Genomic DNA, 16,692 nt, shown 5'->3' with positions numbered 1-16,692 from the left:
CAACGCTAAAAAAAAATAATTGTTCCTGGTGACTTTGAAGAAAGCCCGCTGCCCCAATTTTGAGCAAGCGGGCTTCCTATTATAATTTTGTAATGATCCATTGCTGGTTCGCCCCATTATTCGCCTGGTACTGTTCTATCTTCGTACCCGCTGTCGTAGAGAACGCCGGCACTTCGAGCAACTTACCACTCTGTACTCCCTGGATCGTAAAATACCCACCTGTCACCGGTGAAAGAATAAACTGCTGATTCGCCCCACCATTATAATCATATAATTGCAGTGCAGCCCCATCCAATAAAGACTGTCCTTTTATATCCAGTGCTTTGCCACTCTGCACCCCGATGATCTTATAGTGATCTCCACCTACACTTGTAATCGTCCATTGCTGATTGGTACCACCGCTATACCCATATTGCTGTATCGCTGTTTCATTGGCAGTACCCTGACCCGCAGCGTCCAGTGAAAGATTGCTGTTGCGGTTAATGATCTTATACGTTCCGTCCGCCAGCGGCCCGCTTCCACCAATGATGTGCTGTGTAGGATGCGTAGCCTGGTAAGGTGTTTCACCCTTAATCATTTTGCCGGCATCATTCACCAGTCGCAGGTAGAAGTCGGCAGACACTGCCACACCGTCCTGGTCCAGGTGTACAAAAGTTGTGTTAGCCGGTGCCTGCGAAGCATTTTCTGCCACTTTAAAAATCGCCGTGCCTTCGTTTACCTCGTCGAACATGGCGATGTACAGACTATGCACACCTACCTGTTTCATCACCGCTACCTGTGCCCACAGGAAATCGCCGTGGTTACGCGGAATCTCATTCAGCGGACTGTTTGCATTCGAATTATGAAAAGAGAAACCGGGGTAAGCAATCGGCTGATAATCGATACCATGTGCTTCACAATAATCAAAATCACCCTGGATCCATGGCTGGTAAGTAGCCACTACCTGTGCCGCCACGGCCCATGGTGCCAGCATATTGAATGAATTGTATACAGTGCTGAAATTGCTGCGTGAGAACACGTTAGGTTCACGCCAGTCCATCGGCACACTGCCAATCACGTAATATCCCTGGTTTTTAAACCAGTTGATTACATCCAGGCATTGTGCGGAATCGCCGGGACCGGGTGCTGGAGCACCCTGGTAGCCCATACCGAAAATACAGATTACTGGTTTGCCATTTTGTTTGGCATAAGCAGGGGAGGAGAGTAAATCCAGGCTACCCAAAATTGTATTGGTAAAATCAGATTTTAAACGTTCCTGCATGTTGACATCGCCCGATACATCGTACATGATATAGAACTTGCGGCCGGTGGCTTCGGCAGCAGCTCTTACTTTTTGTGCCATGCCATCACGCATGGATTTAAAGGCAGGATCAGCCAGTTCCCCTGAGAACCTTTGCAGTGCGGCTACATCGATTCCGTTTTCCTGCATCCACCTGAAGTGGGTGTTTACCGTAGATTGATCATAGGAGGAGAACATCTTTGCGGTATCGCCATTGGCCAGCATAGGAAATGTGCTGGCGTAAGTAGTCGTGTATTCACGCATATCCGGCCACATTTCCAGGTTCTGGTGTGTCCACCTGTTTACAGCGGAACCATCGCCGGGAGCATTGAACCATCCCTGGTAGCCAACGGTCACTTTGCCGACAACATCTCCGACAGGAGAACCGGCAGCGGCACCGGCAGCTACAGTTGGGGCTTTTTCATTAAGGTCTTTTTTTGTACAGCCAGATAAGAGGGCAAGCAGCAGCCCTGCGGCGAGAAAGGTTTTCTTCATAAGAATATTGGTTATTTCTGGCAGCGGGGTTGGCGAATACTATGCCATATTAACAATGGTTTGCGAATGAGGGGATTAAGAAAAATGGATAGGCGCGAACCTTACGATATTTCGTGAATTTGATAGGGGGATTTATGATATTTCATAAAGGGAAGTGCCTTTTTGCACAGGGGAGGATAGATGCTTCTTTTACGTCTTTTAAATAAATAGCCGTTTTGAATTTCGTTACCCTTTATGCTCATTCACCAGTTTCCTCCGGATCCTGCTCAGGCTTTCCGCCTTCATCCCTAAGAAAGATGCAATGTACTGCACGGGTACATTATGCAAAATATCCGGGTAATTATTAATCAATTTCAAATACCGTTGTTCAGCGGTGAGTGTAGCTAATTCTTTCGACCTGTTTTCATTATAACTAATAGATTGCTGAAACACCCGTATACTAAAATCTTTCATAGCATCACTTTCTGCTGTCAGCTGATCCAGGTCTGCTTTAGTAATTCGCAGCAGTTCACAATCCGTCACGCATTCTACATTTTCATCAGACCTGGTCTGGTGAATGAAATTAAAATAAGAAGTAAAAAATCCCGGCGGACAATTAATATGTGTGGTGACTTCATCCCCGTTCTCATTATAATGAAAGAGCCGGAGATAACCGGATACGATGTAGTAAAGGTACTGGGGTGCCTTCCCTTCTTCTTCCAGGATCCGGTTTTTGGGATATAGCACCGGGTCGAAATATTTTTCAATCAGTGCTATATCCCTTTCCGTGAGTGTTATATTAGAAGTGATATATTGCAGCAGTTTTCTATGCATAAGCGAAGTTACAATAATTCCCTGTGTTCCATCAGGTAGGCTAGTGCTTCCGTCACTGCCTGCTTTGGTGATGTAGGATTAAACCCTAATTCCTTTCTTGCTTTGGAAATATCAAAATCCTGTTGCAGGCCGGCAAACATGGCAATATCTTTCCTTGTCAGCACCGGCGCTTTATGCTTCATCCGCGCAGACAATTCCATCACACCGGCAATTGCAAAGAGCATGAATTTGGGTACCCTGCCCGGAATTTTCAATTTCAGTGCAGGATATAATTCCTGTGCCAGACTGGTGGTATCTGTAATCGTCATGCATTGTTCATTCGCCAGGATGTAACGCTCACCGGGTCTGCCTTTCTGTGCAGCAAGGTAACATCCTTCTGCTACATCCTTTACATCTACCCAGTTCAGTGTGATCCTTGTATCGATCGGAATTTGTTTGTTGAGAATGAGCCGGAGAATGCCATAAGAAACATTCAATGGCAGAAAAGCTTCGCTGCCGATCATTGCCGAAGGCATTACCGATACCAGTTCAATACCCAGTTCTTTGGCCAGTTTGAATGCCAGTAATTCACCGTCATTTTTAGAGTTGTAATACATATCCCGGCGGTCAGGATTATATCCATTGCTTTCTTTGGTGGGTAGTTTCGCATAGTTCAGTGCTGCAATGGAGCTGACATACACAATCCTTTTTACACCTGCAGCGGCGGCAGCTTCGATGGTATTGCGGGTGCCGTCCATATTCACATCATAGATCTCCTTTTTAGGATCCCTGGCCCAGAGTTTAAAAGAGGCCCCTACTGCATAGAAAGTCTCAACTCCCTGCAGGGCTTTGACAAAAGAAGCCTTGTCGGTGATGTCTGCCTGCACTACTTCGCAATCGAGGCCATGGAAAGGGGTTTTGTTATTGATATTTCTTACGGTCGCTCTTACAGGGATGCCTTTTTTGATGAGGAGTCTCAGGAGGTTATTGCCTAAATGTCCGTTTGCACCGGATACGAGGGCTAAATGCTTTTGTGCCATTGCTTATTTGTTTTTGACAACACAAATGTCAGCACCGGGCCACCGAATCTACTTGACATTTGTTAGTTAAATTCGTCCGGGCTTCGAAACATTAAGGTCATTAAAAGGTCATTAAAAGGTCACCAGGAGTACACCTCAATATCGAATGGATATTGAGGTGTACTCCTGGTGACGAAAAAGTGACGTATTAATACTCAATTGGTATAAAAGAAGCACTATAGCTTCTTACTATTTTTTAACATTGATTATTGAACCCCAAAAACAATTTTTATGGCAATCATTAAAGACAGTGTTCTTTTTCAATGCGTCGAAGGCCGCCTGGGCAAAGAATTCGTTATTTACAAACGAAACGGGCTGGTTATCATCGCCAGGAAGCGTGGACCCTCCAATAAAAAGCCCACAGCTAAGCAGCTGGAGGCCAGGGCGAAGATGATGGTAGCAGCAGGTTATGCCAAGGCTATTCTGCAGGACCCTGAGATGCTGGCTTATTATCAATCCAAAGCCGGCCCGGGACAAAACGCCTGGAATATGGCGATCAAGGATGCATATAATTCCCCCGAAGTACAGCAGATCAAAATCGAAGACACAACAGTAGTTGTAAAAGCCAAAGATGAATTCAGGGTAGCGGATGTGGAAGTACGCATATTTGATGCCGAAGGACGGCTGCAGGAAAGGGGAAAGGCTACTTTAGGCAGGAATGGTGTAGATTGGTCTTTTACCGCGGCGAGTTTGCCGCCGGGTGGTAAAATTAAAGTGATAGCGGAAGACCTGGCAGGGAATGAAACCGTCAGGGAACTACTGCTGGAGCCGTGATCGATCTTCCGGTCCACTTTTTCTTCATGTTAAACAGCAGCACAAACAATATTCACCCGATCATAAGAATTTCCTGAAATAATTAAATAATTATTAATGCGAAAATAATCATATATTCAAAATATTGTTTGAAACCTGATCATCATGAAGCTTAACGGTAACCCTATACCTGTGCTACAGCAATTGTGGTTGGTCATCCTATGTCTGTTATCTCCCGCCAGCTCCCTGGCAGGTACCACACCGGATACAAACTATGTAGCAGGTATATTTAAAGCAATACAGGATAGCGGGCACTATATAAGTGCCCTGGGATCGCAGGAAATGGGCCATCTGCCCGTAGGCCTTGTCCGTGAGATCAATGGCCGGGTATATGTCATTGCCATTGACAGTGCACGGTTCACACCCAGGGGTGCTTACCTGAATGCATATTTCAAATTTACATTTCCCGGTACGGATTATGACCTGATTTTTGGCGGGAAGGATATCGCTTTCACACCCGGCGGCATCGGTGCAGGCGGTGCTACAAAGCTGGTATTACTCAGCGATCAGCATATTGGCCTGAACGAGCACCTACAGCTCGTTTTTCCCGGCGATGGGCGTAATTATATCGAATGGGATTGTAACGGCTTTAAAGGGGCTAATTTAAGCGGCATCTTTGAATTTGATCCTAAGTGGCTGACACCGGAGGATCCCTCCCTAAATCAGCTAAAAGCCAGCTTGCAGGTACATGTATCCGATCTCAGTGATATTATGGCCGCCATAGACCTGCCCGCTTTTCATATTGCAGGTTTGAACGACTTTAGTTTTAAGGTCACGAATGCCGTAGTGGACTTAAGTGACCTGGCAAATCCCGCAGGTCTGCCGGCATCAGATGCATTGTGGCGGGGATTTTACCTGCAGGAACTGGAAGTTGCCTTGCCTGTACAATTGGGAAGGCCCGTGCTGAAGGTGACTGATTTTATGATAGACGATCAGGGCATCAGCGGCACATTGAGCGGCAAAGACCTTTTGCCATTAGGCGATGCGAACCTCGGTGGATGGCCCATATCCATCAATTCTCTCAGTATTGGTTTCAGTAAAAATAAACTCAATGGCGGTTCCCTGGGCGGACAGTTGCAAATACCTTTCCTGGGAGCAAGCCCCGTGGACTATACGGCCGCTGTGAATATGCGGGGAGACAATCCCTATTATTCCTTCGCATTGGCAATAACAGACAACCGGAAGTACGAATGCTTTGCCGGTGAAATTATCTTAGATCAAAACTCCAGGATAGATGTAAGGGATTTTGTGCCCGAAGCTACCCTGCATGGAAAGCTCAATATTAACAAAGGCGTATTGAATATAGGAGGGGTAGCTTTCCAGGACCTGGTGCTTTCTACCCAGGCTCCCTATGTACATAGCGGTACTTTCTCCCTGAGCAGCAACAGTAGTAAGATGGCTGCTTTCCCAATTTCATTTGACAGTATCCGCCTGGGCATTGCTGAAGGTAAGATCGCTATCGGTGCAGATGTGAAAATGAATTTTATGAATGCGGCGGACAAAGGTTTTAGCGCTGCTACGACCTTTATAGTGAGTGATGGCCAGGTCAGGATCAGTGATATTCATCTCAGCGTAGCTGTGATGGCATTTAAGATGGATGGCATCCTAACGCTGTTCGACAAGCATCCCATTTATGGCAATGGCTTCAGGGGGTATTTGAATTTTAGTCTGCCCGGGCCAATACCAGCAGCAAAGGCCACTGCTTATTTCGGTTCAAAGGATGATTACAGGTATTACCATGTAGACGCGTACGTAGGAACGAATATACCGATACCGCCTATGCTCAATCTCACTGGGTTGATGGGTGGGCTATCCTATCATATGGAAAGACCTGCTGATTTTGATGCTTATGCTGCCCGGAATAAAGTCGATGAACAGGGAGGATTGAAGGCCCAGGATGAAATCTTTTTATACACGCCCACCAGCAAAGCCGGGCTTGGTTTTATGGGAGGTGTATCCCTCGCACTTGTCAAAGAAATGATCGTCAATGTCAACGCATCGCTGGAAGTGCAGTTTGGTACAGATGGTGCCTTCCGGTATGCGCAATTTGATGGAGACGGATATGTATTGCATTTGCCCCTTAAGGCTCCTGCCCATGATGATGGCGCACCTGTGCGCATCAACCTGAAAATGCGCTATGACCAGGTGAATGGTACCTTTGATGCGATTGCAAAAACTTACATCAATTGTTTCATAAAAGGTACCGGGGAGAGTGCCTTGCATACAGGGCCGGATGGCTGGTACTTTTATATAGGTCGTCCTTCGCAGATGTTTAACCTGGATATTGCCGGACTTGCGACTGTGAAGACTTATTTTATGACCGGCTCCCAGGTGGAAGACATGCCACCTTTGCCGAAAGAAGTGAGTGATGTACTTGGTGATTATAACACGATGGAGTTCCCGCTCAAAAACGGAGCCGGTCTGGCTTTTGGCGCACATTTCTGCATGGGATTCAGTTTTGATTACGGGGTATATGGAGATTTTAATATTGGTGCAGGTGCTGATATTTGCCTGCGTGATTATGGAGAAGCCCGCTGTAAAGGGAGTAATGAAATCATTGGGATCAATGGCTGGTATGCCTCCGGCCAGGCCTATGCTTATCTGAACGGGGAATTAGGGATGCGGGTGAAAGTCTTCGGCAAGAAACGCGGGTTTCCGATTGCCAGGCTGGCGGCAGCTGTATTGTTACAGGCAAAGATGCCTAATCCCGCCTGGATGAAAGGCACGCTGGGCGTGAAGTATTCCGTATTAGGAGGAATGGTACATGGTACCGCGAATATCAAAGTTGAATTGGGATCGCAATGTGAGTTGACCGATGCAAAGGAGCTGGACCTGGCAATTATCAATGATATCAGCCCGGCACATCAATCCGGCGAAGTGAGTGTATTTGCTGCACCGCAGGTGGCCTTCAATATTCCTGTAGGCCAGGCATTTGCCATGCTGAATAATTATGATGAAGTGGAAACCTACAGGGTACAATTGGATGGGATTACTTTATTGCATGATAAAACAATCATTACAGGAATAACTGAAATTTCAGGTGATGGTACAGCCGCCACCTTACAACTCAGGGATGTTCTGCCGGCAACTACTATTTTGAATGTAAATGCCAAAGTGCATATAGAAAGAAAAAATGGAGCAAACTGGCAGGTGCTGGATGATCATGAAACCAGGTCCGCTACCTTTACAACAGGTACAGCGCCTGATTATATTCCATGGGAGAACGTAGCCTATGAATACCCCGTAAAAGGGCAGGCACATTTTCTTCCAAAGGAATCGCCTGGTGGATATATTAAACTCAAACGGGGACAGCCTTATCTATTCTCTGACGATGTCAGCCTCAACTTCAATGCTGACAAGGGGCCGTCTTTAAAAACATCCTTTGCTTATGACTCAGGTATGGCTCAACTCAATTTTGCTATTCCCCCAGGCATGATGAAGGAAATGGATTACAAGCTGAGCATCATAAAAGAACCAGGGGCAAGTACAGGTAATGTGATTGCGGGTAGTAATACCAGCATTACTGCCAGCGGAGATACTACCACTATTACCCAAAATACCCTGAAAGGGACTGCTACTGCCGCCATCAGCAAGGAGCTGCTGGCATATGGATTCCGTACCAGCAGGTATAACAGTTTTGTTGAAAAAATGAGTGCCGCCAGTAATCAGAAAGATTTCTTTGATGTAGGTACGGGCTACATCAGTGTCATTGGCCAGCGCTGGGATCTGCCGGAGACTTTCGATGAATGTGAGTTGAAAGACCTTGTGTCGGCGAAGGCCAATACCAATAACAGTTGGTTGCAAACCCAGATTATACCGTTGATTTATGCAAATAGCACCCCACCGCTGGACGCTGTTTACCTGGCCAACGACGATTATACGGCAGGGCGTGCCCGCATGGTCTATTATGTATCCTGTGAAGCCAACACTGACTACCATGAACTCCTGAACAGCACCGCAAAACTCAATCCTTCATCGCCATTCCTGGGTAGCCTGTATCCTGATCTGCAGCGGAACATTTATTATCCTGTAGATCTTGCTTACCGCTTACCGGGCACAAACCATATCACCTCATCTATTACCAAAAGCATTTTTTACAAACTATAATTCCATGTACCGTATCTTGTTGTTTTTACTGTGTTATTGTCACCTGGTAGTAGCACAGGACCACCATATCGCTGCTGTGGCAGATGTAAAGCCTGGCTTAATCAGGTTACGATGGGCACCCTCCAGTATTGTAGGATGGTCATTAGGGATCAGGTATGGTTATACTATAGAGCGCCTTACCCCTGGCGAAAAAAAAGCCACCTTATTGACTCCCCAACCCATTCAACCCATTCCTTTGGCTGAAATGGATGCCAATAATGAACGGGTGGCTATTGTAGCGGAGGTCATTTACGGAGAAAACCCGGTAGCAGAAAAAGGTTTTGGATCCTTCTACGACACCAAAAATAAGCACGAATGGAGAATGGCTATGGCATTGTTATCCTGCGATCTGTCCATTCCTGCAGCAAAGAGTGCGGGTTTGTATTTTGAGGATAGGAACATTAAGGAAGGTCAGCGTTACATCTACCGCATTTCGCTGGCGCGGCAGGCAAAGAATATGCTGATCGATACCGCTGTAGTCGTTGCGGTACCCAGGCTGTTGCATAAACCCCGTGAACTGACCATCATCAGTGCTGATAAGACAGCCACACTGGCATGGCGAAAAGATAGCTATACAGCTTACATTGTAGAGCGATCTGCAAATGGAAAGGACTTCCAGGCTATTTCAGTACTGCCGGTAGTTTCCGCTCAATTTAAAGATACCTTACCCGAAAATGAGCATAGGTATTTCTACCGGATCAAAGGAATTACCCCATTCGGAGAATATGGTCCTTACTCTGAAACAATCACTGCGATGGGCATTCAGGAGCTAAGCGACAGGCCTGTACTGGATACCATCATCGTAAAGGATAATCAAAGCATTGAGATCCGCTGGCTCCTACCGGGAGATTTGCGCAATCAATTATCCAGGATCATTATTACAAGAGCCAACAACAGCAAAGGTCCATTTCTTCCTATTGCTACTTATAATAAAATCCTATATGCTTATACAGACCAAAATCCTGCTGCTGCAAATTATTACCGGATTAAAGGAATTACAAAACAAGGGCAGGAGATTTTATCATTTCCTTACTTTGCCCAACTGATAGATACGATAGGCCCGGCCAGCCCAACTGCATTAAAAGGGAGTGTAGATTCTGCAGGTATTGTTACCTTGTCCTGGCATGCGAATACGGAACCTGATTTGCTTGGCTACCGTGTATTCCGGGCTAACAGCCTAAGAGAAGAATTTGTAGAAGTAACAAAGACGATAATTAATATTCCTTCATTTGCTGATACTATTACTTTACATACACTTAGTCCCCGCATTTATTTTAAAATAATTGCTGTAGATAAAAACTACAATACTTCACCCTATTCGCTCCCTGTTCTATTAAAAAGACCGGATACAATTCCTCCGTCCGCAGCTTTATTCACCCGGGTCATTAGCACAGATACCGCTATCCGCCTGAACTGGTATAACAGCACGAGTGAAGATGCTATTCAATATGCCCTGTACAGGATTAATACAAAAGACAGCATTCCACTACAGGTAGCCAGCTGGGATAGCACCCAATTAATCAGCGCTTTCATTGACACCGCTGTCCGGCAAGGTAACACTTACTACTATGAACTCATTACCCGGGATGATGCAGGGAATAAAGCCATCGAAACCAGCAGCGATGTCTATTTTGAATCAGGCAGCCGTACACCCATCTCCACCTGGAGGGCGGAAAAACAAAATAACCGCATCGTATTACACTGGGCATACCTGCTCCCCGGTGTAAAGCAATATCGCATCTACCGGGCGAAGAATAATGATTTGTTTACCCTGTATACTACCCAGCCGGGCACCGTCAATGAATTTACAGACAGTCTCCTCTTCCCGGGCAATGTATATAAATATAAAATCAGCGCCGTACTACATGGGGATGTAAAGTCCACCATGAGCAGGGTAATTGAAGTAATCTATTAAACTATGAAATACGTAATCTTCACCCTCCTGTTTGTGCAGCAAGCCCCGGCCCAGGCTATCGACCAGCTGGGCATTAAAAAAGGCATTACTATGAATGGCAGTATCAATACCAGCACCACTGCCTACAAAGCCTATGGAATGGAACAACGCCGTGACCCGCTGGCATGGTACCTGAATGGCAATATCAACATGCAGCTCTTTGGCTACAACATGCCTTTTTCTTTTAGTTACAGTAACCAGGGAGCCAGGTATTCCCAGCCCTTCAATCAATACCGTTTTGCCCCATCTTATAAATGGGCAAAATTATACCTGGGCAGCAGCAGTATGCAGTTCTCCGATTACACCCTGGCAGGGCATGTATTCAATGGAGCAGGAGTGGAGCTAAGTCCCGGCAAATGGCGCATTGCAGCCATGTATGGCACACTCCTGAAAAATGTAAACAGGAAAGGATATGGGACAAAACTTGGCTATGAACACAATGGAAATAGTTATAGTATAGCGCTATTCACCGCAAAGGATCCCACTTATTACAATCAAACGGCCGCATTTGCCATAAAACAACGCATCAGCAAACGCATTTTTGCAGATGCATCCTATTCAATTTCGTTTTTAAATCATCTTCACTACGATGCCATCCAGACAGGCATCGGGTACACCGGCAATACTTATTCCCTGCAGCTCCGCTATGAACGCATCGCACCTGATTACACTACCTTAGGTGCCTATTCGGTTGTGAACGATATGCGTAATATCACCATTGCTCCTGCGTTGCAACTCTTCAAAGGAAAAATATCCCTGACAGCTAATGCCGGTATGCAGGTTAATAATTTAAACCATGCCAAAATGAGCGATACCCGCCGCTGGGTGGCGAATTTCAATACAAGCATGACTCCCAATGAACATTGGTTGCTAAGTGCCGGCTATTCAAACTTCAGTACCTTCACCCGTGTACGCCCCTTAGCCGATCCATATTTTACTCGTCCACTGGATACCCTGGATTATTACCAGGTAAATACAAGTTATAATTCCATGCTGATGTACCGCATCAATCGCAGTGCCATTACCCTGAGCAGTTCTTTCCAGCACGCCAGTGATCAAAGTGATGCCAGTGATCAGCTCAGTAGTTTTTTTACTGCTAATCTGGGCTATACTTATTTATTAATAAAGCAAAATTTATCATTTACCAGTGCATTCAATTATTACTATAATACCGCTACAGGATTAAGTACAGCATTCTTCGGACCTAATATCAATATCAGCAAGCAGTTTTTTGATAAGACCTGCAAAGCTGCATTATCAGCCACCTACAATGTTACTAAAGTAGCCTATACTCAATCCAGTCTCTTCAACACCGGACTAACACTGGGTTATGCGCCCGGGGGGAAGAAACACCAGCTGGGCAGTTCCTTACTTTACCTGCACAAAGGGCGGGTTACAGAGTGGACCGGTACTATGAATTATTCTTATTCATTTTAACCGCTCCGCCACTTCTTTGTTGGAAGGATTCAACAGCAATGCCTTTTGGTACAGCTCCCGTGCCGTGAGCGGATCCCCATTTTTAGCGATTGCATCTCCATACAGCATGCACAGAAAATCATTATTGGGATAGAGCAGATGTCCTACCCGGAAAGTGGCCAGTGATTCCTGCAGATGTCCCGTCCGATACAACTCATACCCCATCGCAATCCAGTCTCTCACTACCTGTGTATAGTGCACCGTATCTGCCAGCATATTTCCCAGCAGCAGGGTGGCATGATCTATACCATGGGTGACCAGATCCCTGCCAAAAGGGAAGATAATCGCGGCTTTCAATCCGGCTGCCGGCGCTGACAACAAGGTGCGCATCAGGTAGAGTCCTGACTGCGTGATGCCGCCACTATTCCCATTGTCAAGTATGATTACGGTGGCATTTGCCTTCAGGTCATGCAGCAGGATTGTATTTGTACCGGGCTTATATCCTGAATGCATGACGATATTACTGCCAGGTACGAGGAACCAGCCTAATCCAAAATTATTCTTTCCTGCCATCGCAAGCTCACCATTGGCCAGTCGTACGGGCGTAAACATTGTATCTGTATTGCGCAGCAATTTCCCTGAAAACAGGGCTTTGTCAAAAGCATATAGATCATTAATGCTGCTCACCACCAGTCCCGGTCCCTCCACGCCTCCCGACTCATGCAGGAACTGCTGGTTACGCGGTACGGTATCACTGTTCTCATACTCAACGGAAAAGTAATAGGGATGACTATACGCCTTTGCGCGTGTACTATCTTTGACATAATGGAGATAAGTATGCTTCATACCTGCCGGTTTGAAGATTTGCTTTGCCAGGTATTCCTGGAATGAAATGTGACTTACTTTCTCCACGATCAGGGCGAGCAAACCCATACCGGGACTGCTATAACTCCATTGCCCGCCAGGTTGCAATTTCAATGGCCCCCATGCTTTCAGTGCAGGTATAATATCCTCCTTTGTAAACACACGATCGGGTTGCGCCTGGTATGCCTTGTCAAATATTTCAAAATCAGGTAATCCACTTGTATGAGAGAGTAATTGCCGGATGGTAATCCCTGCGTAGGGGAAGTCTTCCAGGTACTTGTTGACAGGATCATCCAGCCTGATATAGGACTTTTCGGCCAGTTGCATGACAGCTACTGCCGTAAATACTTTTGACAAAGAAGCCAGTTCGAAATTCGTTTGGGGACTATTGGGGATCCCTGCTTCAATATCAGCAAATCCATGGCTTTGCTGAAAAATTATATGTCCGGAACGGGCAGCCAACACACTGCCATAAAAAAACGTGGTATCTAACTGGGCGATAGCGGGCATCTGTGCCACCAGGCACAGTATTAACAATGAAATCGTTCTCATCATACCAAACTACGAATTATTTCGTAGTTTGGTTAAATATTTTCTTACGGGGGTATCGAATACGGTCATTACCAGGTACGCAAACCCAATCAGCGCCAGCAATCCAGCTAAAACAATCATGACAAGATGAGGGGTATCCGGCTTGTATTTATTGTAATAATTTGCGAAGGCAAACATGACCATATAATGCGTCATGTACAAAGGGTAGGAGAGCCGGCCCAGGAAATTGCATAATCCCCTGGCGGCCGAATGCAGTCCTGCACCTGCTCCCAGCATAATAAGGACGGGGAAATACAGTACTACAGCCAGCAGTTCTGTGATCCAGTTCCACTTCGTGGCCGGCATAAGCAAGGCTGCCAGTAAGAGGATCGAAAGACCTATAAAACCTAGTTTATTTTTTATCACCAGCTGGTACCTATACACCAGCATACCTGCCAGGAAGCTATATGAAATACGGGCACCGCCCTGCCAGAAGGTTTCACCGCTCCAGCCACCTAAAAGGTTGCCGACAGTATAACTTACATAGCATAATACCGCCGCGGCAATCAGCAGGAGCAGCAAAAGTACTCTTCTGCTCAGTTTCCACAACAGTAGTCCATACACGATATTTGCCACATACTCCCAGAACAGGGACCAGGATGGCGCATTCAGGTTGAACAGGTTATACCAACGCTCAGCCACCACGGGGTAGGGGATCATCAGGATACCACACAGGAACAGCAGTGTCAGCTTGCCCGGCCCGTACGCAGCAGGCAGTGCCATAAAGGGATCCCAGATAAAACTGATCAGTCCCAATACAGTACCCAGCACCACCAGGGGATGCAAACGTATGATCCTGGAGAGGAAGAACTCCTTCATTCCCATGTTGCCTATACGATTATCATACGCATATGCAATCACAAATCCACTCAGGCAAAAGAAGAAATCAACGGCGAGGAATCCGTGGCTGATAAAGTTTTTATCAGGTGTATAAACGATCTCCATAAAATGAAATGACACCACGGCAATAGCGGCTACACCTCTCAAACCATCCAGGATTTCATAATGCTGCTTTGATTTCAGTAAGTCCTCTTTCATAGCTGCTGAAAATAATCATCCAGGATTACAAATACAAATTATAAATTTGCGGCCGGTAAATGCATTGGTTTCATTTAAAAGGTCACCTGAATCGCAGTACTTTGCCGCAGGTTTTAAAATAATATGCTATCTATTTGCAGAATAAATGATTTGTATGCCCTTTGTTTTTATCCCAAAATTATTACCTTACTGTACTTTTATCTGAATCCGTTATGAATGTAAATGTTCTCCCATCCAAGCCACACTACCAGATCCTGGATGGTTTAAGAGGTGTAGCCGCCTTAATCGTAGTCACCTTTCACATTTTTGAAGCCCATGCCACTAGTCATCTCACGCAGATTATTAACCATGGATACCTGGCCGTTGACTTCTTCTTCCTGCTGTCGGGGTATGTGATTTCCTATGCTTACGACGACCGCTGGCATAAGATGACGGTTGGCAGTTTCTTCCGCCGCCGTCTTGAAAGACTGCAGCCGATGGTGATTATGGGTATGATCATTGGTGCTGCCTGTTTTTATTTCAGCGATTCACCTGCTTTATTCCCCCAGATTCATACGGTGCCTGTATGGAAAGTACTGCTGACCATGCTTGTAGGCTTTACACTGCTGCCTGTGCCTGTATCTATGGACATCAGGGGCTGGCAGGAATTGCATCCGCTGGATGGCCCGGGTTGGTCATTGTTCTACGAGTACATTGCGAACATATTATACGGATTAGGGATCCGCAAATTTTCAAAGGGATTATTGACTGCGTTGGTCGTCCTTTCTGCTGCTGCGTTAATGCATTACACGATTACCAGCAAATCAGGCGATATCATTGGCGGCTGGTCCCTGACGCCTGAGCAGATTAAGATTGGTTTTACCAGGATGATGTTTCCTTTCTTCGGTGGTTTATTGTTAGCCAGGGTGACCCGGCCGGTACGTATTAAAAACGCGTTCTTCTGGGCAAGTCTCTTACTGGCCATCGTTTTATTTATGCCTAGAATAGGAGGTGCTGAGCACCTGTGGGCAAATGGTTTATACGAAGCACTGGCTATAATATGTGTGTTTCCCCTGATCGTTTACCTCGGTGCTGGTGGACAGACCCACAGTATAAAAGAAAATAAGATCTGCAAATTCCTGGGTGACATCTCATACCCAATTTACATCACCCATTACCCATTTATTTACATTTACACAGGATGGGTATACGACAACAGGGGAGCTGCGCCCTCACAGGCCATTGGCTATGGACTGATCACCTTCGTCGTTTCCATTCTTGTGGGCTATGCCTGTCTTAAGCTGTATGATGAACCCATACGGGCATGGCTGAAAAAGAAATCCATTACATAATGAAAAAAACAACACGGGCCGAGAAGGCCCAGGAGACCCTACAGATCATTGAACAGGGCTATTATCGTGTGAAGGACGAGGTTGTCAACATCAAGGCATCTATTGCCACTATGCTCGAAGACTGCAAATTGTATACCCCCGAAGATTTCGACACCCTCATGCCGGCGCTGGCCGAAAAAGTGGCTGCTGCAAACGAAGTCACAACATTCGAAGTCATCAACACTACGGTGCTGGATGCTGCTGCTGCCATGATCCGGGAGGGCAAAAAAATCGGTTGCCTCAATTTTGCCTCTGCCAAGAACCCCGGGGGCGGTTTCCTGGGAGGTGCCGTCGCACAGGAAGAAAGTCTGGCGATGTCATCGACCCTGTACGCGACCCTCTCAAAACATTTTGAAATGTACGAGTATAACAGGGCCAGGCCTACGCTGCTGTACTCGGACCATATGATCTGGAGCCCGGATGTGGCCGTATTCCGGAATGACAATGGCGAACTGCTGCCAGATCCTTACCCTGTCTCGTTCATCACCAGTCCAGCAGTGAATATAGGTGCGATTATGAATAACCGCCCGCACGAAAAAGCGCAGGCGGAAGATGTGATGATGCGCAGGATGGACAGGGTACTGGGTGTATTTGCCCATCATAATATTCAGCATCTCCTGCTTGGTGCATGGGGCTGTGGCGTATTCCGGAATGACCCAAAGGATATTGCGCGCTACTTCGGTTCTTATTTATTGGGGGAAGGAAAGTACAGTAAATGCTTTAAATCAGTCGTTTTTGCAGTCCTCGACAAAAGCGCTGCCACGCCTAATATGAAGGCATTCCAGGAAATTTTTACCTGAAAACAGGGAGTGTTAAAATTATTTGAAAAACAGGTTGGAGAAGTTCTATCTTTGC

Annotated in this window: 11 protein-coding genes; 6 read left to right on the top strand and 5 right to left on the bottom strand. The window is 46.1% G+C overall.

The annotated features are described in order from the left end of the window. Window positions 1-79: 79 nt before the first annotated feature. From DXN04_RS21850 to DXN04_RS21840, 3 genes are all read right to left on the bottom strand, one after another. On the bottom strand, window positions 80-1,774 hold the full coding sequence (locus DXN04_RS21850; RefSeq protein ID WP_116855532.1) for an RICIN domain-containing protein: 1,695 nt from the start codon (window positions 1,772-1,774) through the stop codon (window positions 80-82). 225 nt (window positions 1,775-1,999) lie between these two features. Beyond that, window positions 2,000-2,587, bottom strand: a complete 588-nt coding sequence (locus DXN04_RS21845; protein ID WP_116855531.1) for a Crp/Fnr family transcriptional regulator — start codon at window positions 2,585-2,587, stop codon at window positions 2,000-2,002. A gap of 8 nt (window positions 2,588-2,595) precedes the next feature. Continuing rightward, window positions 2,596-3,606 carry an NAD-dependent epimerase/dehydratase family protein gene (locus DXN04_RS21840; protein ID WP_116855530.1) on the bottom strand — a complete coding sequence of 337 codons (1,011 nt, stop codon included), beginning with the start codon at window positions 3,604-3,606 and terminating at the stop codon, window positions 2,596-2,598. A 270-nt stretch (window positions 3,607-3,876) separates the two neighbouring features. Here DXN04_RS21840 and DXN04_RS21835 point away from each other — a divergent pair, with 270 nt between their 5' ends. The 4 genes from DXN04_RS21835 to DXN04_RS21820 all read left to right on the top strand — a co-directional run bounded on the left by DXN04_RS21835 (window position 3,877) and on the right by DXN04_RS21820 (window position 11,995). Next, a complete protein-coding gene (locus DXN04_RS21835; protein WP_116855529.1) occupies window positions 3,877-4,419 on the top strand; it encodes a hypothetical protein in 543 nt (180 codons plus the stop codon). 144 nt (window positions 4,420-4,563) lie between these two features. Then, window positions 4,564-8,565, top strand: coding sequence for a hypothetical protein (locus tag DXN04_RS21830; protein WP_116855528.1), 4,002 nt, complete (start codon window positions 4,564-4,566; stop codon window positions 8,563-8,565). Between the two features lie 4 nt (window positions 8,566-8,569). Further along, window positions 8,570-10,519: a fibronectin type III domain-containing protein gene (locus DXN04_RS21825; protein ID WP_116855527.1), complete on the top strand. Its 1,950-nt coding sequence runs from the start codon at window positions 8,570-8,572 to the stop codon at window positions 10,517-10,519. Between the two features lie 3 nt (window positions 10,520-10,522). Continuing rightward, on the top strand, window positions 10,523-11,995 hold the full coding sequence (locus DXN04_RS21820; RefSeq protein ID WP_116855526.1) for a hypothetical protein: 1,473 nt from the start codon (window positions 10,523-10,525) through the stop codon (window positions 11,993-11,995). On the opposite strand, the gene DXN04_RS21815 is transcribed toward DXN04_RS21820, so the two are convergent. Beyond that, complete coding sequence (locus DXN04_RS21815) at window positions 11,987-13,393, bottom strand: serine hydrolase domain-containing protein (RefSeq protein WP_116855525.1); 1,407 nt, start codon at window positions 13,391-13,393, stop codon at window positions 11,987-11,989. The two genes, DXN04_RS21820 and DXN04_RS21815, sit on opposite strands and share 9 nt — an antisense overlap. 6 nt (window positions 13,394-13,399) lie before the next feature. Then, window positions 13,400-14,467 carry an acyltransferase family protein gene (locus DXN04_RS21810; protein ID WP_116855524.1) on the bottom strand — a complete coding sequence of 356 codons (1,068 nt, stop codon included), beginning with the start codon at window positions 14,465-14,467 and terminating at the stop codon, window positions 13,400-13,402. 212 nt (window positions 14,468-14,679) lie between these two features. Between DXN04_RS21810 and DXN04_RS21805 the strand changes: the two genes are divergently transcribed. Continuing rightward, window positions 14,680-15,798 carry an acyltransferase family protein gene (locus DXN04_RS21805; protein WP_116855523.1) on the top strand — a complete coding sequence of 373 codons (1,119 nt, stop codon included), beginning with the start codon at window positions 14,680-14,682 and terminating at the stop codon, window positions 15,796-15,798. Next, window positions 15,798-16,637 carry a TIGR02452 family protein gene (locus DXN04_RS21800; RefSeq protein WP_158569104.1) on the top strand — a complete coding sequence of 280 codons (840 nt, stop codon included), beginning with the start codon at window positions 15,798-15,800 and terminating at the stop codon, window positions 16,635-16,637. Before DXN04_RS21805 ends, DXN04_RS21800 begins: the two co-directional genes overlap by 1 nt. The last annotated feature ends 55 nt before the right edge of the window (window positions 16,638-16,692 follow it).

The organism is Chitinophaga silvisoli (assembly GCF_003412465.1).
GTDB classification, from domain to species: domain Bacteria; phylum Bacteroidota; class Bacteroidia; order Chitinophagales; family Chitinophagaceae; genus Chitinophaga; species Chitinophaga silvisoli.
The sequence above is the reverse complement of the archived record's forward strand: the minus strand, read 5'-3'. Positions and strand labels throughout refer to the sequence as shown.

Bases quoted from the DNA above. Each gene is read 5' to 3' on its own strand.
- DXN04_RS21800 (WP_158569104.1), top strand. From the start codon at position 15,798: ATGAAAAAAACAACACGGGCCGAGAAGGCCCAGGAGACCCTACAGATC.
- DXN04_RS21820 (WP_116855526.1), top strand. From the start codon at position 10,523: ATGAAATACGTAATCTTCACCCTCCTGTTTGTGCAGCAAGCCCCGGCC.
- DXN04_RS21805 (WP_116855523.1), top strand. From the start codon at position 14,680: ATGAATGTAAATGTTCTCCCATCCAAGCCACACTACCAGATCCTGGAT.
- DXN04_RS21815 (WP_116855525.1), bottom strand. From the start codon at position 13,393: ATGATGAGAACGATTTCATTGTTAATACTGTGCCTGGTGGCACAGATG.
- DXN04_RS21810 (WP_116855524.1), bottom strand. From the start codon at position 14,467: ATGAAAGAGGACTTACTGAAATCAAAGCAGCATTATGAAATCCTGGAT.
- DXN04_RS21850 (WP_116855532.1), bottom strand. From the start codon at position 1,774: ATGAAGAAAACCTTTCTCGCCGCAGGGCTGCTGCTTGCCCTCTTATCT.
- DXN04_RS21845 (WP_116855531.1), bottom strand. From the start codon at position 2,587: ATGCATAGAAAACTGCTGCAATATATCACTTCTAATATAACACTCACG.
- DXN04_RS21835 (WP_116855529.1), top strand. From the start codon at position 3,877: ATGGCAATCATTAAAGACAGTGTTCTTTTTCAATGCGTCGAAGGCCGC.
- DXN04_RS21840 (WP_116855530.1), bottom strand. From the start codon at position 3,606: ATGGCACAAAAGCATTTAGCCCTCGTATCCGGTGCAAACGGACATTTA.
- DXN04_RS21825 (WP_116855527.1), top strand. From the start codon at position 8,570: ATGTACCGTATCTTGTTGTTTTTACTGTGTTATTGTCACCTGGTAGTA.
- DXN04_RS21830 (WP_116855528.1), top strand. From the start codon at position 4,564: ATGAAGCTTAACGGTAACCCTATACCTGTGCTACAGCAATTGTGGTTG.